25 protein-coding genes and 1 pseudogene are annotated in these 25,401 nt (G+C 67.7%); 3 read left to right on the forward strand and 23 right to left on the reverse strand.

What is annotated here, in order from left to right; all coding sequences use genetic code 11:
- Positions 1 to 7 precede the first annotated feature (7 nt).
- From AC1D2H_RS02835 to hemP, 7 genes and pseudogenes are all read right to left on the reverse strand, one after another.
- On the reverse strand, positions 8 to 1,291 hold the full coding sequence (locus AC1D2H_RS02835; protein ID WP_477928506.1) for a hypothetical protein: 1,284 nt from the start codon (positions 1,289 to 1,291) through the stop codon (positions 8 to 10).
- A gap of 521 nt (positions 1,292 to 1,812) precedes the next feature.
- Positions 1,813 to 3,039 carry a hypothetical protein gene (locus AC1D2H_RS02840; protein ID WP_478009846.1) on the reverse strand — a complete coding sequence of 409 codons (1,227 nt, stop codon included), beginning with the start codon at positions 3,037 to 3,039 and terminating at the stop codon, positions 1,813 to 1,815.
- 87 nt (positions 3,040 to 3,126) lie between these two features.
- A pseudogene (locus AC1D2H_RS02845) lies at positions 3,127 to 3,336 on the reverse strand (YncE family protein); the annotation flags it as partial.
- A gap of 122 nt (positions 3,337 to 3,458) precedes the next feature.
- On the reverse strand, positions 3,459 to 4,919 hold the full coding sequence (glgA, locus tag AC1D2H_RS02850; protein ID WP_478009805.1) for a glycogen synthase GlgA: 1,461 nt from the start codon (positions 4,917 to 4,919) through the stop codon (positions 3,459 to 3,461).
- Positions 4,916 to 6,175: a glucose-1-phosphate adenylyltransferase gene (glgC, locus tag AC1D2H_RS02855; protein ID WP_478009806.1), complete on the reverse strand. Its 1,260-nt coding sequence runs from the start codon at positions 6,173 to 6,175 to the stop codon at positions 4,916 to 4,918. Before glgC ends, glgA begins: the two co-directional genes overlap by 4 nt.
- A 68-nt stretch (positions 6,176 to 6,243) precedes the next feature.
- Positions 6,244 to 7,419, reverse strand: a complete 1,176-nt coding sequence (locus AC1D2H_RS02860; RefSeq protein ID WP_477928501.1) for a DUF2325 domain-containing protein — start codon at positions 7,417 to 7,419, stop codon at positions 6,244 to 6,246.
- Between the two features lie 148 nt (positions 7,420 to 7,567).
- Positions 7,568 to 7,774 carry a hemin uptake protein HemP gene (gene hemP / locus AC1D2H_RS02865; protein WP_477928500.1) on the reverse strand — a complete coding sequence of 69 codons (207 nt, stop codon included), beginning with the start codon at positions 7,772 to 7,774 and terminating at the stop codon, positions 7,568 to 7,570.
- Between the two features lie 71 nt (positions 7,775 to 7,845).
- Here hemP and AC1D2H_RS02870 point away from each other — a divergent pair, with 71 nt between their 5' ends.
- Positions 7,846 to 8,184, forward strand: a complete 339-nt coding sequence (locus AC1D2H_RS02870) for a hypothetical protein (protein WP_477928498.1) — start codon at positions 7,846 to 7,848, stop codon at positions 8,182 to 8,184.
- A gap of 12 nt (positions 8,185 to 8,196) precedes the next feature.
- Positions 8,197 to 8,460, forward strand: coding sequence for a hypothetical protein (locus AC1D2H_RS02875; protein WP_478009807.1), 264 nt, complete (start codon positions 8,197 to 8,199; stop codon positions 8,458 to 8,460).
- Between the two features lie 121 nt (positions 8,461 to 8,581).
- Here AC1D2H_RS02875 and AC1D2H_RS02880 read toward each other — a convergent pair whose 3' ends face one another.
- The 16 genes from AC1D2H_RS02880 to rpsB form a co-directional block, all read right to left on the reverse strand.
- A complete protein-coding gene (locus AC1D2H_RS02880; protein WP_478009808.1) occupies positions 8,582 to 9,352 on the reverse strand; it encodes a TrmH family RNA methyltransferase in 771 nt (256 codons plus the stop codon).
- Positions 9,349 to 9,990 (reverse strand): ribonuclease HII, encoded by a 642-nt coding sequence (rnhB, locus tag AC1D2H_RS02885; RefSeq protein ID WP_478009809.1) that lies wholly within the window; start codon positions 9,988 to 9,990, stop codon positions 9,349 to 9,351. The genes AC1D2H_RS02880 and rnhB overlap by 4 nt, the downstream gene beginning before the upstream one ends.
- Positions 9,962 to 11,086 carry a lipid-A-disaccharide synthase gene (gene lpxB, locus AC1D2H_RS02890; RefSeq protein ID WP_477928488.1) on the reverse strand — a complete coding sequence of 375 codons (1,125 nt, stop codon included), beginning with the start codon at positions 11,084 to 11,086 and terminating at the stop codon, positions 9,962 to 9,964. Before lpxB ends, rnhB begins: the two co-directional genes overlap by 29 nt.
- A 3-nt stretch (positions 11,087 to 11,089) precedes the next feature.
- Positions 11,090 to 11,881, reverse strand: coding sequence for an acyl-ACP--UDP-N-acetylglucosamine O-acyltransferase (gene lpxA, locus AC1D2H_RS02895; protein ID WP_478009810.1), 792 nt, complete (start codon positions 11,879 to 11,881; stop codon positions 11,090 to 11,092).
- A gap of 162 nt (positions 11,882 to 12,043) precedes the next feature.
- A complete protein-coding gene (fabZ, locus tag AC1D2H_RS02900) occupies positions 12,044 to 12,538 on the reverse strand; it encodes a 3-hydroxyacyl-ACP dehydratase FabZ (protein ID WP_478009811.1) in 495 nt (164 codons plus the stop codon).
- Positions 12,539 to 13,597 carry a UDP-3-O-(3-hydroxymyristoyl)glucosamine N-acyltransferase gene (gene lpxD, locus AC1D2H_RS02905; RefSeq protein ID WP_478009812.1) on the reverse strand — a complete coding sequence of 353 codons (1,059 nt, stop codon included), beginning with the start codon at positions 13,595 to 13,597 and terminating at the stop codon, positions 12,539 to 12,541. It abuts the gene before it with no gap.
- A 12-nt stretch (positions 13,598 to 13,609) separates the two neighbouring features.
- Positions 13,610 to 14,119: an OmpH/Skp family outer membrane protein gene (locus AC1D2H_RS02910; protein ID WP_477928482.1), complete on the reverse strand. Its 510-nt coding sequence runs from the start codon at positions 14,117 to 14,119 to the stop codon at positions 13,610 to 13,612.
- On the reverse strand, positions 14,119 to 16,476 hold the full coding sequence (gene bamA / locus AC1D2H_RS02915) for an outer membrane protein assembly factor BamA (protein WP_477928480.1): 2,358 nt from the start codon (positions 16,474 to 16,476) through the stop codon (positions 14,119 to 14,121). Before bamA ends, AC1D2H_RS02910 begins: the two co-directional genes overlap by 1 nt.
- A 15-nt stretch (positions 16,477 to 16,491) precedes the next feature.
- A complete protein-coding gene (gene rseP, locus AC1D2H_RS02920) occupies positions 16,492 to 17,853 on the reverse strand; it encodes an RIP metalloprotease RseP (RefSeq protein WP_478009813.1) in 1,362 nt (453 codons plus the stop codon).
- Positions 17,850 to 19,028: a 1-deoxy-D-xylulose-5-phosphate reductoisomerase gene (ispC, locus tag AC1D2H_RS02925; RefSeq protein ID WP_478009814.1), complete on the reverse strand. Its 1,179-nt coding sequence runs from the start codon at positions 19,026 to 19,028 to the stop codon at positions 17,850 to 17,852. The genes rseP and ispC overlap by 4 nt, the downstream gene beginning before the upstream one ends.
- Position 19,029: 1 nt before the next feature.
- On the reverse strand, positions 19,030 to 19,866 hold the full coding sequence (locus AC1D2H_RS02930) for a phosphatidate cytidylyltransferase (protein WP_477928474.1): 837 nt from the start codon (positions 19,864 to 19,866) through the stop codon (positions 19,030 to 19,032).
- A gap of 88 nt (positions 19,867 to 19,954) precedes the next feature.
- On the reverse strand, positions 19,955 to 20,677 hold the full coding sequence (gene uppS, locus AC1D2H_RS02935) for a polyprenyl diphosphate synthase (protein ID WP_477928771.1): 723 nt from the start codon (positions 20,675 to 20,677) through the stop codon (positions 19,955 to 19,957).
- An 11-nt stretch (positions 20,678 to 20,688) separates the two neighbouring features.
- Positions 20,689 to 21,249, reverse strand: a complete 561-nt coding sequence (gene frr / locus AC1D2H_RS02940; protein ID WP_477928473.1) for a ribosome recycling factor — start codon at positions 21,247 to 21,249, stop codon at positions 20,689 to 20,691.
- A 75-nt stretch (positions 21,250 to 21,324) separates the two neighbouring features.
- The gene (gene pyrH / locus AC1D2H_RS02945; RefSeq protein WP_119045460.1) at positions 21,325 to 22,035 is read right to left on the reverse strand and encodes a UMP kinase; all 711 of its coding nucleotides are present in this window, start codon (positions 22,033 to 22,035) and stop codon (positions 21,325 to 21,327) included.
- Between the two features lie 83 nt (positions 22,036 to 22,118).
- A complete protein-coding gene (tsf, locus tag AC1D2H_RS02950) occupies positions 22,119 to 23,012 on the reverse strand; it encodes a translation elongation factor Ts (RefSeq protein WP_477928471.1) in 894 nt (297 codons plus the stop codon).
- A 69-nt stretch (positions 23,013 to 23,081) separates the two neighbouring features.
- Positions 23,082 to 23,828, reverse strand: coding sequence for a 30S ribosomal protein S2 (rpsB, locus tag AC1D2H_RS02955; RefSeq protein WP_444764063.1), 747 nt, complete (start codon positions 23,826 to 23,828; stop codon positions 23,082 to 23,084).
- Between the two features lie 322 nt (positions 23,829 to 24,150).
- Between rpsB and AC1D2H_RS02960 the strand changes: the two genes are divergently transcribed.
- Complete coding sequence (locus tag AC1D2H_RS02960; protein ID WP_478009815.1) at positions 24,151 to 25,401, forward strand: NAD(P)/FAD-dependent oxidoreductase; 1,251 nt, start codon at positions 24,151 to 24,153, stop codon at positions 25,399 to 25,401.

A 25,401-nucleotide genomic window follows, 5' to 3' on the forward strand; every position in this document is an offset into this window, starting at 1 on the left:
GACCCGATCAGAAGCGCTGCGCCTTCAACTGCGCGCACTGCTTGGTCGCGTCCGCCGAGCAGGGCGCACTCGGCTCCACCCAGGCGACGATGGCGTCGCCGTTATGGTTGATGGACACCAACGGCGCGGAGCTGCCGGCGGCCATCACGAGTTTCGTCTGCTTGAGGGTCAAGGTTGTGTTGCTCTGGGTCTTGGTCAGCCAGGTCGTGCACGCGGCGTCGGCAGCCATGCTGTCGCATTCCTGCCAGGCGATGGCCATCCAGGACGACATGGTGGCCTGGCCCAGCAGCCGGGAGACGGGCAGTTGGGAGGCCTTGGTGAAGCCCGACCAGATGCGCTGGGTGGTGGAGTACTCGTTCACAAAGATCGAGGGGGGACCGGACCTGTCGTTGAGGGCCTGCTGTTCGGAGATCGCCCAGGCGCCCGTCGAGACAACCTTGCGTACATGGTTGAGGCGCGGGTTGAGAACGATGTACCCCACGCGCATGTCGCAGCCCGTTCCCGCATCGTTTGACTCCAGCCAAATCACGCCGGCTCCGTACGCGGCCAGCGAAGTGCCGGTCACGGACGGGAATCCGGGGCTGTCGTTGCGGCAGCCGGGCGTGTCCGGTATCCCTGCGCGCGGGTCGCCGTTCATCATGCCTGCGCCGGAGTAGGCACCGCTGCCGTCGCGGTTCACCACGATGCTGAAGCCCTGGCCGAGACCATTGGAGCCCATCCATTGGATGGCCGAGCCGCTGTACGGCAGCAGGCGTTCGCGCACCGGCTTCGTCGTCATGTAGCCGATCAGCGGGGGCAGGGCTGCGACATAGCCCTGGATTCCACCGCCCAGATTGACCGCGCCAGGCGATGCTCCCCACGTGAAGGTCGTGAGTTCGTTGTCGGCGTTGACGTCCGTGGAGCCCCGGATCTCGGTGAAGTTGCGCACCTGCTCGTCGACCAGGCCCGTCGTCAGCTTGTCCGAGAAGACGGGCTCACCGGACGAGGCGGTCGAGAAGTCCGCCAGAAAACCCCGCCAGGTCGTCCCCCACTCATTCAGCAGCACCGTGTATTTGTCGGGCGCCGCGGTCAGCACGCGGAAGGGGTAGCCCACGCTGGCCGAAATCTGGCCGCGCCGCAGGACGCTGCCTCCGCTGGGAAGCAGGCCCATGTGCGAGCCGGTCGCATTGCTCGGCGCGCGCTCACGCCAGGACAGCATCGTGCGTCCGGCCCGGTCCAGGCGAACCGCTTCCAACGCGAGGCAGTCGCTCGTGCCTGCGGGACAGGGCGCCGAAAGTTCGGCCAGGATCATGCTCGTTGGCGCCGGAGGCGGGGTGGGCACCGGTGCGGGCGCGGGCGTCGGTGCGGGCGCGGGCGTCGGTGCGGGCGCTGGTGTGGGTGCCGGAGTAGGTGCTGGTGTGGGTGCAGGCGCGGGTGCGGGTGTGGGTGCAGGCGCGGGTGCGGGTGCGGGTGCGGGTGCAGGCGCGGGTGCGGGTGCGGGTGCAGGCGCGGGTGCGGGTGCGGGTGCGGGTGCGGGTGCGGGTGCGGGTGCGGGTGCGGGTGCCGGTGCCGGTGCAGGTGCAGGTGCCGGTGCAGGTGCCGGTGCGGGTGCGGGTGCAGGTGTTGGAGCAGGCGCAGTGCTTGCACCACCGCCACCGCCGCCACAGGCAGCCAGTGCGAACGTCGTCAACAGCACCAGTGCCGGGCCTGCGCGCATGCTCATTTCCTTCATTTCCTTCACTTCCTATCGCTTGTTCTTGTGCATGCCGCCACCGTTCGCAAAACGGCTCGGCGGCATCTGCCGGCTCAGCATGCTGAGAGCAGATTCGTCGCTCAGAGCCATCGCGCCCGGATCTGGGCGCATTGCTTGGTTGCATCCGCCTTGCAGGCAGCTCGCGGTTCGACCCACGCCACCACGGCATCACCGTAGTAGTTGATCGTCATCAGAGGACTGCCACTGCTGGGCGTCAGCTGCAGCTCGGTCAGCAGCGCACTCTGCGACACCTGCGTCTTGGCGGCGTAGGTCGTGCAGGCCGCATCACTCGCCATGCTGGCGCATTCCTGCCAGGTGATGGCCGCCCATGCGGCGGAGCCCGGGCCGCTCGTCTGGGCCAACAGCCGCGACACGGGTTGCGTCGACAACTTGGCCACAACACTCCATGTCTTGGTCGCAAAGTCGCGCTGGCGCGCCACCACTTCCGTTGGTCCGGACCTGTCGGCGGCGGACTGCTGCTCCCAGACCACCCAATCGCCATTCATCACGGCTTTGCGCACATGAGTACCGGCCGCGTTGAAAACCGCTCCTTCGACGAGCAGATTGCAAGCCGTGCCAGCGTCGTTGGACTCCAACCAGCCCACGGCGGCAGAGCCAGGCGACGTCGACACACCAAACAGCGACGGGAAACCAGGACGGTCGCTGCGGCAGTCAGGCGCATCCGCGCTGGACGAACGCACGCTGCCCCACAGCGGCGTGCTGCTGTAGTTGCCGCTGCCGTCGGCGCCGAGAAAGGTGCGGAAAGCCTGGCCCTGCGCCGTGGTGCCCAACCATAGAAATACAGGGTTGAGGAAACCGGCTGCCACCAAGTAGCGTTCGCGCACCGGGCGAGCGGTCAGGCCGGCGATCGCAGGCACCGCTGCGACCTGGCCCTGCATGCCACCGCCCAGAGTCACGGAACCAGGCGTGGCGCCATAGCCGACGGTGTTCAGTTCGGTATCTTTGGCAATGCTTTCCGTGCTCAGCGCCATGCTGAAGTTGCGCACCAACTCGTCCGTCAGGGTCGTCGCGACCTTGTCCGACAAAACAGGGTCAGCACTGCCTGTCGCGGTCACGTCCAGGAGAAAGGCGTTCCAGGTGGAGGACTCCTTCAGCAGCACCGAATACTTGCGGGGGCTGCCCAGCAGGACCCGGAAGGATGCGTCCGCGTTGCTCGAGATCCTTGCCCGCTGCATGACCGCGCCACCATAGAGCATGCCGGCATGGATTCCCGCCGCTGCGCTCGGCGAGCGCTCGCGCCACGAGACCATCAGCCGGCTGCTGCGATCGATGAGCAGTTGCTCCAACTTCAGGCAGTCGTCCGCGCCGACCGCGCAAGGCGACGGCAGTTCGGCCAGGATTTGTACGCCAGGCGCGGCCGCAGGGGCGGGAGCGGGAGCAGGTGTCGGCGCTGGGGCCGGCGTCGGTGCAGGAGCCGGTGCCGGTGCCGGAGTTGGCGCGGGAGCCGGCGCAGGGCTCGGGGCTGGGGTCGGGGCTGGTGCCGGCGTGGGCGCCGGAGCTGGCGCGGCAGACCCACCGCCACCGCCACCACAGGCGGTCAAGGCGAGCGTCGTCAACAACGCCAACGCGGAATTCGCGCGCATGGTATTTCCTCCCTGTCGGACTGACTTTTATGCGCCGTCCACTCGACCCGGTGGCATCGGCGGTGGCGATTCTAGGCAGGGCCTCGAGGGTTCGCGCTCGGGGCCCCTGCTCAGTCAGGGGGTCAGTGGGTCAGCAGTCCGGTGTAGATCTGCACATAGCGTCGCGCTGCATCGTCCCAGCCGAAGTGCTGGCGCATGGCGGCCGTTCGCACCCGCGCCCAGTATTCCTGCCGGCTCCACAGCGCAAACGCGCGTCGCAGCGCGCGGCGGTAGGCATCGGCCGTGAAGGCGTTGAAGACAAAGCCCGTCGCGGTGCCGGCGGCCAGGTCTTCGAGCGTCGTGTCGGCGATGGTGTCGGCCAGGCCGCCGACGCGATGCACCAGCGGCAGCGCGCCATAGCTCAGGCCATAGAGCTGGGTCAGGCCACAGGGTTCGAAGCGGCTCGGCACCAGAATGACATCACTGCCGGCGACGATGCGATGCGCCAGGCCTTCGTCCATGCCGGTGCGGCGGGCGATCTGGCCGGGGTGCCGAGCGGCGGCCGCGGCGAATTCGGCTTCGAGGCGGGCGTCACCGCTGCCGAGAACAACGAGCTGGCCGCCGGCGTCGATCAGGTCGCTCAGCGCCTCCAGCACCAGCGGCAGGCCCTTCTGCTCGGTCAGCCGGCTGACGATGCCGAACAGCGGCGCGTCTGCCTTCACGGCCAGACCGCATTCACGCTGCAAGGCCGCTTTGCAGGCCGCCTTGCCGCTCGCATCGTTGGCGTCGTAACGCGCAGCAATGGCGCTGTCCTGCGCCGGCGACCAGACGCCGTAGTCGACGCCATTCAGGATGCCGTGCAGCACGTCGGCGCGATGGCGCAGCAGACCGTCCAGGCCGCAGCCCTGCTCGGGCGTCTGGATCTCGCGGGCATAGCTCGGGCTGACCGTCGTGATCGCGTCGGCGAAGTGCAGGCCGGCCTTCATGAAGCTCACCTGGCCATAGAACTCCAGGCCCTCGACGGCGTAATGCGAAGCCGGCAGGCCGAGGTCGCCGAACTGCTCGGCCGGAAACAGGCCCTGGTAGGCCAGGTTGTGCACGGTGAAGACCGTCCGCGCCTCAGTGCGGCGGCGCGAGCGGCTGGCGGCGATGTGGGCACAGGCCAGGCCCGCATGCCAGTCATGGGCGTGCACGAGCTGTGGCCGCCAGGCCGGGTCCACGCCTTCCGCGAGCCGCGCGGCGGCCAGGCCCAGCAGCGCGAAGCGGCGGTGGTTGTCGGCATAGGCGATGCCGGCGCCGTCCGCATAGGGATTGCCGGGGCGATCGAACAGGCCAGGCGCGTCCAGCACATAGACGGGCATGTCAAAGCCCGGCAGATGGCCACGCAGCAGCGCCGCCCTGCCCTCGCTCCACGGCAGCGCCACGGGAGCAACTGCGCACTCCTTCGTCAATGATTCGCGGATGGCCGGGAAGCCCGGCACCAGCAGCCGCGGCTCGGCACCGGCCGCGGCCAAGGCCGCCGGCAAGGCACCCGCCACGTCGGCCAGGCCGCCGGTCTTCAGCAGCGGGAACAGCTCCGCACTGACTTGGAGAACGCGATTCACAGGCGCGCGAGCATCTGCTTGGTGATCAGCACGACGCCGCTCTCCGTGCGCTCGAAGCGTTGCGCGTCCAGCGCCGCGTCCTCGCCGACGACCAGGCCGTCGGGGATCTCGCAGCCGCGGTCGACGATGACCTTGGTCAGCCGGCAATGGCGCCCGATCTCGACACCCGGCAAAAGCACGCACTGGTGGATGTTGCAGAAGGAGCGGATGCGCACGTTGTTGAACAGCACCGACTGCACGACATGCGAGCCCGACACGATGCAGCCGGCGCTGACGATGGTGTTGACCGTCATGCCGTGCATGCCGTTGTGGTCGGGGATGAACTTGGCCGGCGGCAGCTGGCGCTGGTAGGTCCAGATCGGCCAGTCGGTGTCGTAGATGTCGAGCTCGGGGCTGATGGAGGCCAGGTCGAGGTTGGCGGCCCAGAAGGCGTCCAACGTGCCGACGTCGCGCCAGTACGGCGTGGCGCCATTGGGATTCACGATGCAGCTCATGCCGAAGGGATGGGCCACGGCCTTCTCTTCGCCGACGACCTTGGGGATCACGTCCTTGCCGAAGTCATGGCTGGAACTGGGGTCGGCCAGGTCTTCGGCGAGCAGGCGATAGAGGTAGTCGGCGTTGAAGATATAGATGCCCATGCTGGCCAGGCAGACGCCGTCGCGGCCGGGGATGCAGGGCGGGTTGGCGGGCTTCTCCTTGAAGGCCGTGATGCGGCGCTCGTCGTCCACCGCCATCACGCCAAAGGCGCTGGCCTCGTCCTGGGGCACCTCGATGCACCCGACCGTGCAACCCGCACCGGTCGCCACATGGTCGACCAGCATGCTGGAGTAGTCCATCTTGTAGATGTGGTCGCCCGCCAGCACGACGATGTAGTCGGCGCCGGTGCTCTGCACGATGTCGAGGTTCTGGAACACCGCATCGGCCGTGCCGCGATACCAGCTCTCGTCGTCGGTGCGCTGTTGGGCCGGCATCAGGTCGACCGTCTCGTTCAGCTCGGCGCGCAGAAAGCTCCAGCCACGCTGGATGTGGCGCAGCAGCGAATGGCTCTTGTACTGCGTGACGACGCCGATGCGCCGGATGCCGCTGTTGACGCAGTTGCTGAGCGCGAAGTCGATGATGCGGAACTTGCCGCCGAAGTAGACGGCCGGCTTGGCGCGCGAGTCGGTCAGTTGCTTGAGGCGCGAACCGCGGCCGCCGGCCAGGACGAGGGCGATGGCGCGGCGCGCGAGCTGGTGGGGCGAGGCGACGGGGGGCATGGCGGTCTCCGGCTGCAAACAATTGCAGTTTGCGGCAGCCAGTTTGCTCCCCCGCTGGGGGCTTCCCCTCAGACCGCCGTATTTGCCCCTTCTTCGGCCGCCGCCAGGGCCAGCGCGCGTTCGAAGGCGCTGCGGCTGGGCGTCTCGACGAAGACGCAGCGCTTGCCATGCCGCTTGCAATGGTCCTTCACGCGCCAGTAGGCGTCGTGGCTGATGCAGCCCGTCTGGCAGATGACGAGGTCGGCCGCGGCGAGCTGGGGCTCCAGCTGGGCCGGCTTGTGCTCGCTGCCGCCATCGTGGTGCAGGAACTGCGCGCCGCAGCCCTCCACGGCCTGGCGGTATTGCGGCACGCTGCCGCCACGCCCGCCCACGCAGAGCACCACGCGATGCTCCAGCTTCACCGGTTCGACTGGCAGCGCCTCCTCCACCACGGCCACCGACTCCACCACTTCCACGGGCATGCGCGACGCCAGCCGGTTGACCTCGCGCTGCAGCGCCTGGTTGCGCTCCACCTGTTCGGCCAGGCGCTCGCGCAGGGCCTCGCGCTCGGGCAGGTCGGGTCGCGCCGCCTGCCAATGGGCGAGTTGCTCCTGCGCCTGGGCGAGCTGGGTCTGCAGGCCGATCTGCACGGCGCGGAACTGCATGCGCTCCTGCTCCCAGGCCTGCTGTTCACGGGCGCGCTCCTGACTCCAACCGGTCACGCGCTGCTGCACCTCGGCATAGTTTCGCGCCACGGCCTGGTGCTCAGCGGCCAGCTCGCGGTGGCGGACGATGTCCACGCGCTGGGCGGCGCCGACCTGGTGCTGCAGCATGTGCACCTGGCCCAGCACCCGCATCTCCAGCCATTCGTCGCAACGCGCATGCGTCAGCGTCGCCCACAGTGCGCCGGCAATCTCGCCCTGGGCGGCGCGATTGCGCCACCAGGTCATCAGGCTGTCGCGGCATTTGGCTTGGGCGGCGTTGCGCACGTCGATGGCGAAACGCTGCTCCAGGTCCTTCTGCAGCGCTTCGGCCACCGCGTTGCGGCGCGCGGCGGCGGTGACGAGGCTGCAGTGCAGCGTGTAGTCGTCCTCGTCGCCCTGCAGCACCAGCAGCTTTTTCGCGAGCACGCGGACACGCTCCAGCGGCACGCAGACGCCGACGACGGGGCAATGCGCGTGGCTGCCCAATTCCCACAGCCGGCGGCGGCGCGAACCAGCGACGGGCGGCGGGGCGGCATGGGCGGCGCAACAGGCTTCAGCCATTTGATGAGGTCTCCAAGGCAGAGCGGACGGAGCACTCACCCCAGCTGCCGGCGGCCAGCGCAACAGCAGTCTTCAGCACGGGAGCTCCGGTGGGAGGAGGCGCGGGCTGGCAGCGGCTGGCTGGCGCGGGATGGCGAAACGCGGGGAACTACTTCGTCAGGATCAGCTTGCCCAGCGAAGTAAGACGCAGGCGGTAGACCTGCTGGTGGTGATCGATGAACAACTCGCCGCCGGGGCCCAGCAGCGTGGCGCTGTCGATGCGGCGGTCGGTGGCTGCCGCGGGCGCCGTGGCGCGCGCGGGCTGCCTGGCCTGCAGCGTCAGCGGGGGTTTGGGTGGGAGGGCATCACCGAGCATGGCAATACTGTAATGAGAATCATTCTCGATTGCAAGTGTGCCCACGGATTCGCTGGCCGCAGAATCCCCGCATGCCCGGCCCTCACCAGCGACTCCGCGACCTCACGCGCCGCCACCCCTCGGCCATCCTGCTGATCGTGCAACTCGTCGGCCTGCTGCTCTACCCGCTGCTCGAATCGACGCGCGCCGGGCCGGTGGCGCTGAGCGCCTTCGGCATCACGGTGCTGGTGTTCACGACCGGCATGGCGTGTCGCACGCCGGGCTTGACCTGGCTGAGCGTCTGCCTCGCACTGCCGGCCATCGTCATGCTGGTGCTGCAGGCGGCGCGGGACATGCATTGGCTGCAGCCCTGGTCGGCCGCGCTGGAGGCGGTGTTCTTTTTCTACGCCGCCGCCAGCCTCGTCGCCTAAATGATGGGCGACATGCACGCCACGACGGGCGAGCTGTTCGCGGCTGCTGCCACCTTCACGCTGCTGGCCTGGGGCTTTGCCTACAGCTTCGTCGTGCTGCAGGCCGTGCAACCGGGCAGCTTCGCGGCCGCAGTCAACGCCGAGCAGCCGCGCAGCTGGACCGAGCTGATGTTCCTCAGCTTCGCCCTGCTCTCCAGCACCGGCAAGGGCGCGCGTGAAGAGTGCTCGGGCGCTGATGCGGTCGATAGCGAGGCTGGCGTTCATGGATCTCCCTGAAATCTCTTGTCCACCCCAGGACACTGCGGTCCTGTGGGAGGTACCCCCGACTGGCGAGGCGGCGCAATTATTCTCGAAACGGGCGGGGGAACCCGGCGCTCAGCTCCCCGAAACCCGGGGATCAGCCCTTCTGCCGCTCGCTCTCGTACAGGCAGATGGCCGCCGCCGCGGCCACGTTGAGCGACTCCTCGCCGCCCGGCTGCGGGATGCCGACGCGCAGCGCGCAGCGGGCCATCAGCTCGGCAGAAACGCCCTGCCCTTCGTGGCCCATGACCCAGGCGCAGGGGGACGGCAGCGCAATCCGGTGCAGCGGCTGGCTGTCATGGGAGCTGGTGGCGACCAGGGGCACGACCAGCGCTTCCAGATCGGCAGCGGCCAGGCCTTCGACGAGACGCAGGCCGAAATGGGCGCCCTGCCCCGCGCGCACGACCTTGGGCGACCACAGCGCCGCCGTGCCTTTGAGGGCCAGCACCTGGCGCACACCAAAGGCCGCCGCGCTGCGCAGGATGGCGCCAACGTTGCCGGCGTCCTGCAAGCGGTCGAGCACCACGGTGGCGGCATCGGCATCGATCTGGGGAGTCGCCGGCAACGTCAGCTCGGCGCCGATCTGCGCCGGCGACTCCAGGCCGCTCAGGCCCTTGAACAGCGCCGTCGGCACGACCAGGGTGCGCAATGCGGACTCAGTCAAGGCGGCCAACATGGCGTCCTGCATCGCGCCTTCCGTCAGCACGACCAGGGCTGGCTGCCAACCGCGTTGCAGGGCCGCACGCAGCAGATGGTCGCCCTCGATCCAGACGCTGCCCGTCTTGCGATAACCGCCAGCGTCGGCGGCGAGTTTGCGCAGCCTGACCAGCGCCGGGTTGTCGCGCGAAGTGACGTGATCGAGCTTCATGCCAGCGGGTTGATGGTCACGTCAATGCAGACTTCCCGCACCGGGGCAAAGCTGCGCCGATGCCAGGGGCTGGCGCCATGCTGCTTGAGAGCGGCCAGGTGCTCGGGCGTGCCATAGCCCTTGTGCGTGGCAAAGCCGTACTGCGGATGGCTCTGGTGCATCTGCTCGCAGAACAGGTCGCGCGCGACCTTGGCCAGGATGCTGGCGGCCGAGATGGCCTGCACGGTGGCGTCGCCCTTCACGATGGCCTCGGCCGCCATGGGCAGCACGGGCAGGCGGTTGCCGTCAATGCGCACCAGCGCCGGCTTGAGGCGCAGGCCTGTGACCGCGCGCTGCATGGCCAGCATGGTGGCCTGCAGGATGTTGATCTGGTCGATCTCTTCGGTGCTGGCCTGCGCGATGCAGCAGCACAGTGCCTTGGCGCGGATCTCGTCATAGAGCTTGGCGCGCTTGGCAGCCGTCAGCACCTTGGAGTCGGCCAATCCCTTGATCGGCTGCAGGTCATCGAGGATGACGGCGGCGGCAAACACCGGGCCTGCGAGCGGCCCACGGCCGGCCTCATCCACGCCGGCGACAAGGCCGGGCGGGGTCCAGTCGAGAGCAACTTGCTCAGGCACCAATGAGACTCGCGATCGCATCGCTGGCGCGCTGTGCGGTGTCTTGCCGCAGCAGCTCGTGGAGTTGGACAAAGCGCTCGTGCAGGGCGGCTCGGCGCGGTGCATCGGCAAGCAGGGCTTCCGCCTCCCGCGCCAGGTTCTCCGGCGTGCAGGCGTGCTGGATCAGCTCCGGCACGAGGAAGTCGCGCGCCAGGATATTGGGCAGGCCCACCCAGGGCAGCAGGCCCTTGCCCTTCATGCGCCACCAGTTCAGCGCATTCATGCGGTAGGCGATGACCATGGGACGCTTGAACAGGGCCGCCTCCAGCGTGGCCGTGCCGCTGGCCACCAGCGTCAGATCGCAGGCCGCCAGCGCCGCGTGGGACTGGCCGTCGACGAGCTGGATGTCGACGCCGCCGAGCATAGGTTCCACGAGGCCACGCAGCCCCGGCACGACGGGCATGACGAAGCGCCGCCCCGGCCTGGCCAACAGCCTGGCCGCAGCGATCAGCGCCGGCGCGATGTAGTTGATCTCGCTCTTGCGGCTGCCGGGCAGCAGCGCGATGACGGTGTCGCCCTCAGGCAGCTTCAAGGCCTCGCGCGACGCTGCACGTGGTGGCTCCACGGGAATGGCATCCGCCAGCGGGTGGCCCACATAGGTCGCGCCGATGCCGGCCTTGTGCAGGATCTCGGGCTCGAAGGGGAAGAGGCAAAGCACGTGGTCGGCGGCCGCCTTGATCTTCACGACCCGCTCGGGTCGCCAGGCCCAGATGGACGGGCAGACGAAGTGGACCGTCTTGATGCCGGCCTCGCGCAGCCGCGTCTCCAGGCCGAAGTTGAAGTCGGGCGCATCGACGCCGATGAAGACGTCGGGCCGGTTCGAGATGAGGCGCGTGCCGAGTTGCTTGCGGATGGACAGCAGCTCGCGGATGTTCAGCAGCGCATCCACATAGCCAAAGATGGACAGCTTGCTGTGCGGCCACCAGGTCTCGAAGCCCTGGGCAATCATCTTCGGGCCGCCTATGCCCTGCGACGTCAGCTCCGGCCAGCGCGCACGCAGCCCTTGCAGCAGCAGGCCGGCCAGCAGATCACCGCTGGCCTCGCCGGCCACCATGCCGAGGCGGGGCGCGGTCTGCATCGCTTATCGGACGATGCCGCGGGTCGAGGCGGCAAGGAAATTCAGCATGTTGTCGATGTCGCCATCGGCGGCGCCACCTTCAGTGCCCTTCAGCGCGGTGATGCCCGCCTTGGCCTCGTCCAGCGTGTGGCCGCTGCGATAGAGCAGCTTGTAGATCTGGCGGATGACGGCGATGCGCTCGCTGCTGAAGTCGCGACGCTTCAGGCCGACGACGTTGACGGCACGTGCCGCCAGCGGATTGCCGTCCACGGTCATGAAGGGCGGCACGTCCTGGGCCACATGGGCCTGGAAGCCGATCATGGCGTGGTCGCCGATGCGCATGCGTTGCAGGATGCCGGTCAGGCCACCGATGGTGACGTGGTTGCCCACCTGCACATGGCCTGCCAGCGTGGCGTTGTTGGCCAGCACGCACTCGTTGCCGATGACGACGTCGTGGGCCAGATGGCAATAGGCCATGATCCAGTTGTCGTTGCCCACCGTCGTCTCGCCGCGGTCCTGGACCGTGCCGATGTTCAGCGTGCAGAACTCGCGGATGGTGTTGCGGTCGCCGATGACCAGGGTCGTCGGCTCGCCGGCGTACTTCTTGTCCTGGTTGGCCGCGCCGATGGACGAGAACTGGAAGAACACGTTGTCACGGCCAATCGTGGTGTGGCCTTCGATGACGACATGTGGGCCGACCTGGGTGCCGGCGCCAATCTTCACGTGCGGGCCGATCAGCGAATAGGCGCCGACCGTGACCGACGAGTCCAGCTCGGCGGCGGGGTCGACGATGGCGGTGGGATGGATCGAGGACATAGCCATTACTTAGAAACTTGCGGGCCGAGCGCTGGGCCGCTCCCGAGCCGGTCCGCGCTGGCGATGTGCTCGCGGCTCGATGCCGCGGGCATCGCCGTCCCCCAGGGGGACCGGTCAGACGCACCGCGTTCAGCGGCGTGCGGCTGGACGAGGGGCTTCATTTCAGGCTTCGATGCGGCGCATCGTGCACATCAGCTCAGCTTCCGCGACGAGCTGGTCGCCCACCAGCGCCTTCGCGGTGAACTTGTAGATGCCGGCCTTGGCGCGGCCCAGCGTCACTTCCAGGATCAGCTGGTCGCCCGGCTCGACGGGTCGCTTGAAGCGGGCGCCGTCGATGCCGGCGAAGTAGACGACCGACTTCTCGTCCAGCGTGATGCCCACGCTCTCGATGGCCAGCAGCGTCGCGGCCTGGGCCAGGGCTTCGAGGATGAGCACGCCTGGCATGACCGGGCGGTGCGGGAAGTGGCCCAGGAAGAAGGGCTCGTTGATGGAGACGTTCTTGATGGCGCGGATGCGCTCGCCCTTGATCAGCTCGACAACGCGGTCCACCAGCAGGATGGGATAGCGATGCGGCAGGCGCTTCAGGATTTCGTGGATGTCCATCGTCGTCGGGATGGCGGTCGGGGTGGTCGGGGTGGTCGGGGTCGGTTCGTTCATTTATTTCTTCTCCAGCGCGCGCACGCGTTCGCGCAGGGTGCTGAGCTGTCGCAGGGTGGCCGCGTTCTTCTGCCAGCTCGAATTCTCTTCGAAGGGATAGGGGCCGCTGTAGACGCCTGGCTCGCTGATGCTGCGGGTCACGGTGGTGGCAGCCGAGATGTGCACGCCGTCCACGATGGTCAGGTGGCCGATGATGTTGGCCGCGCCACCGATGGTGCAGTTGGCGCCGATGCGTGTGGAGCCGGCCACGGCCGCGCAGCCGGCCATGGCCGTGTTGCGGCCGATGTGCACGTTGTGGGCAATCTGGATCAGGTTGTCGAGCTTGACGCCGTCCTCGATGACGGTGTCGGCCAGCGCGCCGCGGTCGATGCAGGTGTTGGCGCCGATCTCGACGTCGTCGCCGATGCTGACCGCGCCGAGCTGCTCGATCTTCACGTAGCCGTTCTTGCTGGGCGCGAAGCCAAAGCCGTCGGCGCCGATGACCACACCGCTGTGGACCAGGCCACGCGCGCCGATGCGGCAACCGTAGCCGAGCACCACGCGCGGCGCCAGCCGCGTGTGCGCACCAACGACTGCATCACGCTCGACGACGCAATGCGCACCGATGCGGGCATGGTCACCAACGACGGCACCCGCCTCGACGACGGCCAGCGGACCGACCTCGACGCCCTTGCCCAGCCTCGCCTCCGGCGACACGACGGCGCTGGCATGCACGCCGGCCGTGGGCGAAGGCCGCACGCGCGCAGCCCACCACTGCGTCAGGCGGGCGAAGTAGAGATAGGGGTCGGGTGTGACGATGGCCGCGCCACGCGCCGACGCCAGCTCCGCCATCGAAGGCGACACGATGACGCAGGCCGCTGCCGTGGTGGCGAGCTGGGCCTGGTAGCGCGGGTTGGCGAGGAAGCTGATGCTTTGGGCGTCAGCCTCGTCCAACGGCGCGATGCGGGCGATGCGAATGTCGGACCCACCAAGCAAATCGCCGCCCAAGGCGGCGATCAGCTGAGACAGCTCGACCGCTGTCGTTTCGCTGGACCCGAGCGCGACTGGTGTCGGGCTCATGACGGGCTCGGTTTACTTCTGCGCGTTCAGCGCGTCGATCACCTTCTTGGTGATGTCCACGCGGGCGCTGAAGTGGATGGCGTCCTGCAGGATGAGGTCGTACTTCTCGGCGTCGAAGATCTGCTTGATGACGCGGTTGGCCTTCTCGACCACGCCGGACAGCTCTTCGTTCTTGCGCTGGGTCAGGTCTTCCTGCCATTCGCGGCGCTTGCGCTGCAGATCACGTTCCTGCTCGACAACGTCGCGCTGGCGGCGGTTGCGCTCGGCTTCGGACAGCGTGGGCGCATCCTTTTCCAGCTTCTCGGCGGCGGCGCGCAACTTGGTTTCCTGATCGCGCAGGTCCTTCTCGCGCTTGCCGAACTCCGTCTCCAGCTTGATCTGCGCTGCCTTGGCCAGATTGGCCTCACGCAGCACGCGCTCGCTGTTGACGTAGCCGATCTTCAGTTCCTGGGCTTGCACCACCGAGGTGGCCAACATCATCGACGCGGCCAGGGCCATCGATTGCAAGAGCTTGCTCATCATCAGAATGCAGTCCCGATCTGGAATTGGAATTTTTCGATTCTATCCGTCCGCGCCTTGCGGATCGGTTTGCCGTAACTCAGGCGCAGCGGACCCATCGGCGAGATCCAGGACAGGCCGACACCGGCGGACATGCGCAGCATGTCGCGGCCTTCGTTGTCCTTGCCATTGGTCAGCGTGTTCCAGTTGAGCTTGGCGTCCGGCCCCCAGACGCCGCCGAGGTCGGCGAAACCGAAGATGCGGAAGCTCTTGTCGTTGCCGCTGCCGGGCACCGGCAGGTAGAGCTCGGCATTGGTGTTGAAGCGCCGGTTGCCGCCGATGTAGGAGCCGGTCGGGTCCACCGGGCCCAGCGAGCCGGCCTCGAAGACGCGCACCGAGCCCAGGCCGCCACCGTAGAAGTTCTTGAAGATCGGATAGGGCTTGCCGCCCAGGCCCACGCCCCAACCCAGCTCGCTGTTGATGCCCAGCGTGATCTTGTTGGTGATCTCGAAATACTGCTGGTATTGCAGGTTGATGCGGGCGAACTTGGCGTCGCCGATGGCACTGGTCTCGACGTTGACGCGCTGGTACCTGCCCTTGAGCGGCGAAATCACGCTGTCGCGGCTGTCGCGCTGCCAGCCGATGGTCAGCGGGATGGAATTGCTGCGCTGGCCGAACTGGTTGACGAACAGCAGATAGCTGTTGGGCAGGCCCTTGGACGTCGTGATGTCGGTCTGCTCGTAGCCGACGCCGAAGAAGACGGTGTCGACTTCCGAGTAGGGCACGCCAAAGCGGATGGCACCGCCCTTGGTGACGTACTGGTACTCCTCGCCGAGCGTGTTGATCGGGCGCGTGGTCCGATAGAACACGTCCAGCGAGCGCGACACGCCGTCGACCGTGAAGTAGGGGTCGACCGTGCTGACCTGCAACTGGCGGCCGGTGCGGGCCGTCGCGACGTCGATGCCGAGGTAGTTGCCCGAGCCGAAGACGTTGTCCTGGCGGATGGAGCCGGTGAAGGACAGCTTGGTCTGGCTGGAGTAGCCGGCACCGACCGTGATGGCGCCGGTGGGGCGCTCGACGACGGTCAGCAGCACGTCGACCTGGTCCTGGGCGCCCGGCACCTCCTGGGTGTCGATGGTGACTTCCTTGTCCTTGAAGTAGCCCAGGCGCTCGACCCGGTCGCGCGAGGACTTGATCTTCTGGCCGTCGTACCAAGCCGCCTCGAACTGGCGGAACTCGCGGCGGATGACCTCGTCGCGGGTGCGCGAGTTGCCAGAGACGATGACCTTGCGCACATAGACGCGGCGTTGCGGCTCGGCGCTGAAGGTGACGACGACCTGGCCGGTCTCGCGGTTGATGTCGGGCTTGCTGTCGACGCGAGCGAAGGCATAGCCGTAGGTGCCGAACAGGTCACTGAAGGCGCGCGTCGTGTTCGCGACGGCCTCGCCCTGGTAGGCCTCGCCGGGCTTGAGGAAGACGAGGTGCTTGAAGTCTTCCTCGCGGCCCAGGTAGTCGCCTTCGAGCTTCACGCCCGTGACGGTGTAGGGCTGGCCTTCGCTGACCGTGATGGCGATGCTGATGCTCTGCTTGTCCGGCGAGATCGTCACCTGCGTGGACGTGACGGCGAACTCGAGATAGCCGCGGTTCAGGTAGTAGCTGCGGATGGTTTCCAGGTCCGCGTTCAGCTTGGCGCGCGAGTAGCGGTCGGTCTTGGTGTACCAGGTCAGCCAGCCGGTGGTCGTCTGCTCCAGCAGGCCTTGCAGCGTGCTCTCGGAGAAGACCTTGCTGCCGAGGATGCGGATCTCGGCGATCTTGGCCGGATCGCCTTCAGTCACGTTGAAGCTGACGTTGACGCGGTTGCGCTCGATGGGCGTGATCGTCGTCGTGACCTCGGCGCCGTAGAGGCTGCGCGTGAGGTACTGGCGCTTCAGTTCCTGCTCGGCGCGGTCGGCCAGGGCCTTGTCGAAGGGCTTGCCTTCGCCGATGCCGACGTCCTTCAGCGACTTGGTCAGCGCCTCGGTGTCGAACTCCTTCAGGCCGACGAAGTTGACGTTGGCGATGATGGGGCGCTCGTCGATGATGACGACGACGGCATTGCCTTCGATGCTGATGCGCACGTCCTTGAACAGGCCAGTGGCGAACAGGGCGCGCAGGGCGGCGGCGCCTTTTTCATCGTTGTAGGTGTCGCCGATGCGAAAGGGCAGCGACGCGAACACGGTACCCGGGTCGGTACGCTGCAGGCCTTCGACGCGGATGTCCTTGAGCACGAAGGGATCGACCGCCCAGGCCAGCCCCGACTGGAACATCCCCGTGACAGCCAAAGCCAGCAAGCCGAGGCGGAAGGGGCGACGCTTCGCTCCCGAACTGAAAGGAAAGGACATGGGAACCGGGGAGTGTCAGTGCCAGCCCGCAAGGCGGGTGACGTCGTTGGAAAGGGCCAAGGCCATCATCAGCATCAGGATCAGCGCGCCAGCGCGCTGCAGTTGCCGTTGCCACCATTCGGAGACGGGGCGGCCACTCAGACCCTCAAAAAGATGATACATGAGGTGCCCGCCATCGAGCATAGGCAGCGGCAGCAGGTTCAGAACGGCGAGGCTCAGCGAGATCTTCGCGAGGAAATCCAGATAGGGCGACAAACCCGCCTTGGCCGATTGGCCGGCGTAGTCGGCAATCGTCAGCGGGCCGCTCAGGTTCTTCACCGAGGCCTCACCGATCAGCATGCGGCCGAGCAGCCGCACCGTCGTGGCGGCCATGTCCCAGCTCTGCTCGACACCGCGCCACAGGCCATCGAGCGGGCCGTAGCTGACGAAAACGCGCTCGGGCTGCGAGCCCACGCCGATCTCCAGCCGGGCCACGCTCTGGCCGCCATCATCGACAAGACGCGGCGTCGGGTTCAGCTCGACGACGCGGCCAGCGCGCTCGACGCGCCAGGCCATGGCGCGCGGCTGGTCGCCGTCGCGGGCACGACGGATGGCGTCGCGCAGGAAACCGGCATCGGGCACGGCCTGACCGTCGATGTAAAGAACGCGATCCCCGGCTTCCAGCCCGGCCACCGCACCGGCGCCGCCCGCGGCAACCTGGCGGATCAGCGGCTCAGCCAGCGGCGCCAGGCCGATGTCGTTGAACAACTGGGCATCGGGCGCACGACCGGCAAGGCGTTCCGTCTCCAGGTGCACGCTGCGCGAGCCATGGCCCTGCGCGCTGCTGACCGACAGGTACAGCGTCTCTCCCAGCGCCTGGGCGCGGGCGACCGCCGACTGCAGATGCACCAGGGACTCGACGTCCTGCCATTGCTGGCCGTCGGACGACGTGGCCCGCACCCAGTCGCCGGCATGCAGGCCGGCGCGCTCGGCCAGCGAGCCGGCGGGCGGCGTGCCCAGCACGGCCTTGGGCACTTCGCTGCCCAGCCAGGCCACGACCGCGAACAGCAGCACGGCCAGCACCCAGTTGGCCGCCGGGCCGGCCGCGACGATGGCGGCGCGCTGGCGCAGCGGCCGCTGGTTGAAGGCCTGTTCACGCTCATGCGGTGCCACCGCACCGTCGCGCTCGTCGAGCATGCGCACATAGCCGCCCAGCGGCAGCGCGCTGAGCGTGAACTCCGTGCCGTTGCGACCGACGCGGCGCCAGATCACGCGACCGAAACCGATGGAGAAGCGCAGCACCTTGACGCCACAGGCCCGCGCGACGCGGTAATGGCCCCATTCGTGGACTGCGATCAGCAGGGCCAGCGCGGCGAGGAAGGCGATGAGGGTGGTCACGGCAGTTGGCGGGCCAGTTGCTGGGCATGCACGCGGGTGCGGGCATCGAGCTCCAGCAGCGCCTCGATGCTGGCGCAGTCGCCCGGCTGAACGTCGGCCAGGCATTGCGAGTTGACCGCGTGGATGCGGTCGAAGCGCAGGCGGCCGTTCAGGAAGGCGTCGACCGCCACTTCATTGGCCGCATTCAGCACCGTGGTGCTGCCCTCAGGCGCACGCAGCGCCTGCCAGGACAGGTGCAGGCCGGGGAAGCGCACGGCGTCGGCTTCCTCGAAGGTCAGGCTGGGCGTCGTCAGCAGGTCCAGGCGGCTGGCGCCCGAGGTGATGCGCTCGGGGAAGGACAGGCCGTAGGCGATGGGCACGCGCATGTCCGGCGTGCCGAGCTGGGCCAGCACCGACTGGTCGCGGCAGACCACCATCGAATGGATGATGCTCTGCGGATGGATGATGACCTTGATCTGATCCGGCGTGAGATTGAACAACCAGCGCGCCTCGATGACCTCGAGCGCCTTGTTCATCATCGTCGCCGAGTCGACCGAGATCTTGCGGCCCATGACCCAGTTGGGGTGGGCGCAGGCCTGGTCCGGCGTCACGTCGGCCAGCGTGGCGGGGTCACGGCTGCGGAAGGGGCCGCCGGAGGCCGTCAGCACGATGTGGTCGATACGCTCATGCCAGGCCGCGCGATCCTCGGACAGGCACTGGAAGATGGCCGAGTGCTCGCTGTCGATGGGCAGCAGCGTCGCGCCGCCCTGCTCCACCGCCTGCATGAACAAGGCGCCGCCGACGACGATGGCCTCTTTGTTGGCCAGCAGCAGGCGCTTGCCGGCGCGTGCGGCGGCGATGGCCGGCGCCAGGCCGGCGGCGCCAACGATGGCCGCCATGACGGTGTCGACTTCCGGATGCGCGGCGATATCGGCCAGCGCCGGGGCGCCGTCCATGACCTCGGTACGGCTGCCGGCTTCGCGCAGCCGCTCGCGCAGGCGCGCCGCGGCGTCGTGGTCGGGCATGACGGCGAAGCGCGGCTGCCAGGCCAGGCATTGCGCCAGCAGCTCATCGACACGGCTCATCGCGCTGAGCGCCACGACCTCGTAGCGCTCGGGATGGCGCGCGATGACGTCCAGCGTGTTGACGCCGATGGAGCCGGTCGAGCCGAGGACGCAGACGCGTTGGCGGGTCATATCAGAGGCTGATCAGCGCAAGCGCCAACGGGAAGACGGGCAGCAGCGCGTCGATGCGGTCCAGCACGCCACCGTGGCCAGGCAGCAGATTGCTGCTGTCCTTGGCGCCGACGGCACGCTTCACGAGGGATTCGAACAGATCGCCGACGACGCTCATCGCGCCGAGGAAGACCAGGGCCAGCAGCGATACCCAGCCATGGCGCTGGACCAGCAGCGTGTAGAGGCTGGGCGAGTCGATGGCGACCTTCACGTCGATGACATGGACCCAGACGAAGCCGAGCAGGATGACGCCCGCCATGCCGCCCCAGACGCCTTCCCAGCTCTTGCCGGGACTGATGGCCGGCGCGAGCTTCCTCTTGCCGAAGGCGCGGCCGCAGAAATAGGCCGCGATGTCGGCCATCCAGACGAGGCAGAACACCGACAGGATGAAGTTGATGCCGTGCACCTTGGCCTGCACGATGGCCAGCCAGGCACCCCAGAGCAGCACGCCGCCCAGGGCCAGCCGCGCGCCGCGTGCGATGCGCGGCCAGCCGGTCGGGCCCGCGCGCAAGGCAAAGGCGCCGCCCAGCACCCAGACCAGGCTGGCCAGGGACCAGACCCAGGCCGGTGGTGCGTTCAGGCCGCCGATCAGCAGCGTCCAGACACAGGCCAGCGCGAGCGCCACGCCGGCGGCGATCGCACCGGTACCGGGCAGGCCATTGAGCCGCGCCCATTCCCAGCCGGCCGCGCCCATCATGACGACGGTGACCCAGGCAAAGGGCCAGGGCGAGGCCTGGAAGAGTACCGGCAGCAGGATGGCCAGCAGCACGAGGGCGGTGATGACGCGGGTCTTCAGCATGGTGTCAGTGCCGCACGGCCGCCCGAAGGCGCTGACGCGCGCCCTCGGGGGGCAGTGAGCGGAGCGAGCGTGGGGGCATCATTTTTTCTCAGGCTGCGGCGGGCGCCTCTTTGACGCCGCCGAAGCGACGGTCGCGCTCGTGGAAGGCCGCGATGGCCGCGTCCAGTTCACGCTCGCCGAACTCGGGCCACAGGCAGTCCGAGAACACGAATTCGGTATATGCCGCCTGCCAGAGCAGGAAGTTGCTGATGCGCACCTCGCCGCCGGTGCGGATGAAGAGGTCGGGGTCGGGCGCATAGCTCATGGCCATGAACTCCGACAGCTTGGCTTCGGTCAGTTCGTCGGGCTGCACGCCGGCCTTGATCGCGGCCTTGCAGGCCTGCACGATGTCCCAGCGGCCGCCGTAGTTGAAGGCGACGTTGAGCGTCAGCTTGGTGTTGTGCAGCGTGCTGGTCTCGGCCTCGTTCCAGGCATTGCGCAGCTTGTCGGACACCGCGTCACGGTCGCCGACGATGCGGATGCGCACACCCATGGCGCCCATCTTGGCCAGATAGCGACTTACCGCGGCCAGCACCAGGCCCATCAGACCCGAGACCTCGTCGCTCGGCCGCTTCCAGTTCTCGCTGGAGAAGGCGAAGACGGTGACGTATTCGATGTCGCGGTCGATGCAGGCCTGGACGATCTTGACGAGGCTGTCCACGCCGGCCTTGTGGCCGAAGAAGCGCGGCAGGAAGCGCTTCTTGGCCCAGCGGCCGTTGCCATCCATGACGATGGCCACATGGCGCGGTGGCGCCGGGCGGTCTTGCGCCATGAGGACGGCGCTCAAACCGCGAGGATCTCGGCTTCCTTGCCCGAGATCAGCTTGTCGATCTCCGAAATCACCCGGTCGGTGAGCTTTTGCACTTCATCGAGGCTGCGACGCTCGTCGTCCTCGCCGATTTCCTTGTCCTTGAGCAGCTTCTTGGCATGCTCGTTGGCATCGCGGCGCAGGTTGCGCACGGCCACCTTGGCGTCTTCACCGGCATTGCGCACGACCTTGGTCAGGTCGCGGCGACGCTCTTCGGTCAGCGGCGGCATCGGCACGCGGATCAGGTCGCCCTGGCTGGCCGGGTTCAGGCCCAGGTCGCTCTCGCGGATGGCCTTCTCGATCTTGGGGCCCATGCCCTTTTCCCAGGGCTGCACGGAGATGGTGCGGGCGTCCAGCAACGTCACATTGGCCACCTGCGAGATCGGCACCATGGAGCCGTAGTAGTCGACGCTGACCTGGTCGAGGATGCCGGGGTGGGCGCGACCGGTGCGGATCTTGTGCAGTTCGTTCTTCAGGGCTTCCACCGACTTGGCCATCTTGGCCTCGGCGTTCTTCTTGATGTCGGCAATGCTCATGATCGATACCTATGAATTTGCGGGACAGACCGCCCGAGCGGCAGCGCGCAGCTCTGTCCCCAACTGACTAAGGTTTTAGACGTGCACCAATGTGCCTTCGTCCTCGCCCTGCACCACGCGGCGCAGAGCACCGGGCTTGAAGATGCTGAACACCTTGATCGGCAGCTTCTGGTCGCGGCACAGCGCGAAGGCGGCGCCGTCCATGACCTGCAGATTGCGCGTGATGGCCTCGTCGAAGCTGATGCGGGCGTAGCGCGTGGCGGTCGGGTCCTTCTTCGGGTCGGCGGTGTAGACGCCGTCGACCTTGGTGGCCTTCAGCACGATCTCGGCGCCGATCTCGGCACCACGCAGGGCCGCGGCCGTGTCGGTCGTGAAGAAGGGGTTGCCGGTGCCGGCGGCGAAGACGACGACCTTGCCCTCTTCGAGGTATTGCAGCGCCTTGGGGCGCACATAGGGCTCGACGACCTGCTCGATGGCGATGGCGGACATGACGCGGGCGGTCATGCCTTCCTGGCGCATCGTGTCGGCCAGGGCCAGCGAGTTCATCACCGTGGCCAGCATGCCCATGTAGTCGGCGGTGGCGCGGTCCATGCCGACCGAGCCGCCCGCGACGCCGCGGAAGATGTTGCCGCCGCCGATGACGACGGCGACTTCGATGCCCATCTGCGTCACTTCGCGGATTTCCTGCACCATGCGGACGATGGTCGCGCGATTGATGCCATAGGCGTCGTCACCCATCAGGGCTTCGCCGGAGAGCTTGAGCAGAATGCGCTTGTACGCGGGCATGGTGTCCTCAGTATTTGGGGGCCTATGGTGGGCCGCAAGTTTAAAGGGCGCCAACTTGGCGCCCTTTCATTTCGCAAGAGTCTTTACTGACCCTTTGCAGCTGCCACCTGGGCAGCCACTTCCGCCGCGAAGTCGTCGACCTTCTTCTCGATGCCTTCGCCAACGACGTAGAGCGTGAAGCCCTTGACCGTCGTGTTGGCCGACTTCAGGTAGGCGGCGACGGTCTGCTTGCCGTCGGCAGCCTTCACGAAGACCTGGTCCAGCAGGCTGACTTCCTTCAGGAACTTCTGCACCGAGCCTTCGACCATCTTGGCGACGATGTCGGCCGGCTTGCCGGATTCGGCAGCCTTCTCGGTGGCGATCTTGCGCTCCTTGGCGACCAGCTCGGCCGAGACTTCGGCGCTGGACAGGGCGGCCGGCTTCATCGCGGCCACGTGCATGGCGACGTCCTTGGCGGCGACGTCGTCACCTTCGAACTCGACCATCACGCCGATGCGCGTGCCATGCAGGTAAGAGGCCAGCTTGGCGCCGGTGTAGCGCTGGAAGCGGCGGATCGACATGTTCTCGCCGATCTTGCCGATCAGGCCTTTGCGCACGTCTTCCACGGTCGGGCCGAAGCCTTCCTGCGACAGCGGCAGCGCCGACAGGGCGGCCACGTCGGCCGGGTTCTGTTCAGCCACCAGGCCGGCCAGGGCGTTGACGAAGGCCAGGAAGGCGTCGTTCTTCGAGACGAAGTCGGTCTCGCAGTTGACTTCGATCAGGGCGCCGTTGCCACCGACCACGGCCGAGGCGACGATGCCTTCGGCGGTGACGCGGGACGCGGCCTTGCCGGCCTTGTTGCCGAGCTTGACGCGCAGGATCTCTTCAGCACGGACCAGATCGCCTTCGGCTTCGGTCAGCGCCTTCTTGCACTCCATCATCGGGGCGTCGGTGCGGGCACGCAGTTCGCCCACCATGCTTGCAGTGATTGCAGCCATTTCTATCTCCAGATTTCGGTTGGCAAAAGGGGCCTCGCGGCCCCTTTCAGATGCAGGGTCGAAAGGGCTTTAGGCCTCTTCGGAAACCTCGACGAACTCGTCGCCAGCGGGAGCAACCGCGGCCAGCACTTCGTTCGTGGCGTTGGCCTTGCCTTCCAGCACAGCGTCAGCGACGGCGCGGGCGTACAGAGCGACAGCCTTGGCGGAGTCGTCGTTGCCGGGGATGACGTAGTCGATGCCGATGGGCGAGTGGTTGGTGTCAACCACGCCGATGACCGGGATGCCGAGCTTCTTGGCTTCGGCAACGGCAATCTTGTGATAGCCGACGTCGATGACGAAGATGGCGTCGGGCAGAGCCGTCATGTCCTGGATGCCGCCGATGTTCTTTTCCAGCTTGGCGATGTCGCGCTGGAACAGCAGGGCTTCCTTCTTGATCGCGGGCTGGGTGCCGGCGTCGATCTGGGCCTGCATGTCCTTCAGGTTCTTCAGGGAGGTCTTGACCGTCTTGAAGTTGGTCATCATGCCGCCGAGCCAACGCGAGTCGACATAGGGCATGCCGGCGCGCTGGGCTTCAGAAGCGATGAACTCGCGGGCTTGGCGCTTCGTGCCGATCATCAGGATCGTGCCGCGCTTGGCAGCGAGCGAGCGCACGAACTTCATCGCATCGTTGAACGCAGGCAGCGTCTTCTCGAGGTTGATGATGTGGATCTTGTTGCGATGGCCGTAGATATACGGGGCCATCTTGGGATTCCAGAAGCGGGTTTGGTGGCCGAAATGGACGCCGGCTTCCAGCATCTCGCGCATCGTGACAGACATGGGTCTTACTCCGAAGGTTGTGTCTAAAATCCGGCCCGAATTGCGTTGCAGCGACTGGAAACAGTTGTTTCTCAACTGAAATCCCGTGCCGCAAACCACAACACCTTTGCGTGGCCGGTTTGCGATTTGTTGCGACGGTGGCGACCGAACGATTCAGCCACAACACCCTCACAACCGTTCTGCCGAGACCTGGCAACGCTGAAACAGCGAAGCACCCCCGGCAAAACCCGCAGAGTATACACAAACCCATGGCCCTCCCCAGCCGAAGCCGCTCCGCAGCGGCCGTCAGCTTGCCCGTCAGCGCTTCCCGCCGGGTGAACGCTTGAGCCGCCGTGTCGCGGTGGTCGGCGCCGGTCTGGCTGGCGTGACGACGGCCTACGAACTGGCCGCCCTGGGGCTCCAGGTGCAGGTCTTCGAGCGCGGCGGCAGCGTCGCCGAGCAGGCCAGCTTTGCCAGCAGCGCCCTGCTCTCGCCCTTTGTGCCCAATCTGGCGGACACGACGTCCGCCGCGCCCCTCAACTTTCGCTTTCGCCGCTGGCGGGCGGGGCGGGGTGCGAGCGATGCGGCGAGCCAGCTCGTCGCGCTGAGCCAACTGGGCCTGGCCCGCAGCGCCGAACTGCGCCGCGAACCGGGCCTGGACGACGAAGCCACCCAGGGCCTGCTGGTCGCGCTGACCGATGCCAAGCGCGTGGCGGCTGCGCAGGCGCGGCTGGAGGGCTGGAAGGCCCTGGGCCTGCAGGTCGAACTCATCGAAGCCGGTGAGGCCCGACTGCGCGAGCCCGGCCTGAACGCCGACGCGCCGCTGGCGGCCGCCCTGGCCTTTGCCCAGGGCGGCGCCGGCAATCCCCGCCTCTTCGCCCAGCAACAGCGCCTGCAGGCCCAGCGCCTGGGCGCCGCGTTTCGCTTTCACACCACCGTGCGCGCCGTCGCCGCCGACGGCGCTGGCCTGACGCTGCGCCACGAGTACACACCGCCCGTGGAGGCACCCATCCGCGGCGCCGAGCGCGACGCCGGCGACACCCTGCCCCAGTTCCCCGGCCCGCAGGACGAACGCTTCGATGCCGTGGTGCTGTGCAACGGCCTGGACGCGGCCGCCTTGCTGGGTCAGCGCCTGCCGCTGGCGGCACAGCACGAAGCCTCCGTCACCGCGCCGCTGCGCCTGCTCGAGGCCCACCCCGACCTCGGCCCCAAGGCCGGCTGGATCGACCCCACGCTGGGCCTGGCCATCGCCCGCACCGGCCAGCGCGTGCGCGTGACCGGCGGCCTGGCCGTCACCGACGCCCGCGCCCGGGTGGCCCCGGACTTCGAGGCCCTGCACCGCGGCCTGCAGCACTGGTTCCCCGGCTCGGTCATGCACCAGCAGGTGCAGCAGGGCCAGAGCCGCCGCGCACTGTCGGCCGACGGCTTGCCCGTGCTCGGTGCCAGCCAGCGAGCGGGCCTGTGGCTCAACCTCTCGCTGGGCGGCCTCGGCTGGGGCCTGGCCTGTGGCAGCGCCCAGGTCCTGGCCCGGCAGATCGCCGGCCTGGCGCCCGCGCTGGACATTGCCGCCCTCGGCCCGCAAAGACTCGCCTAA

The organism is Roseateles sp. P1_C1_2 (genome assembly GCF_056406535.1).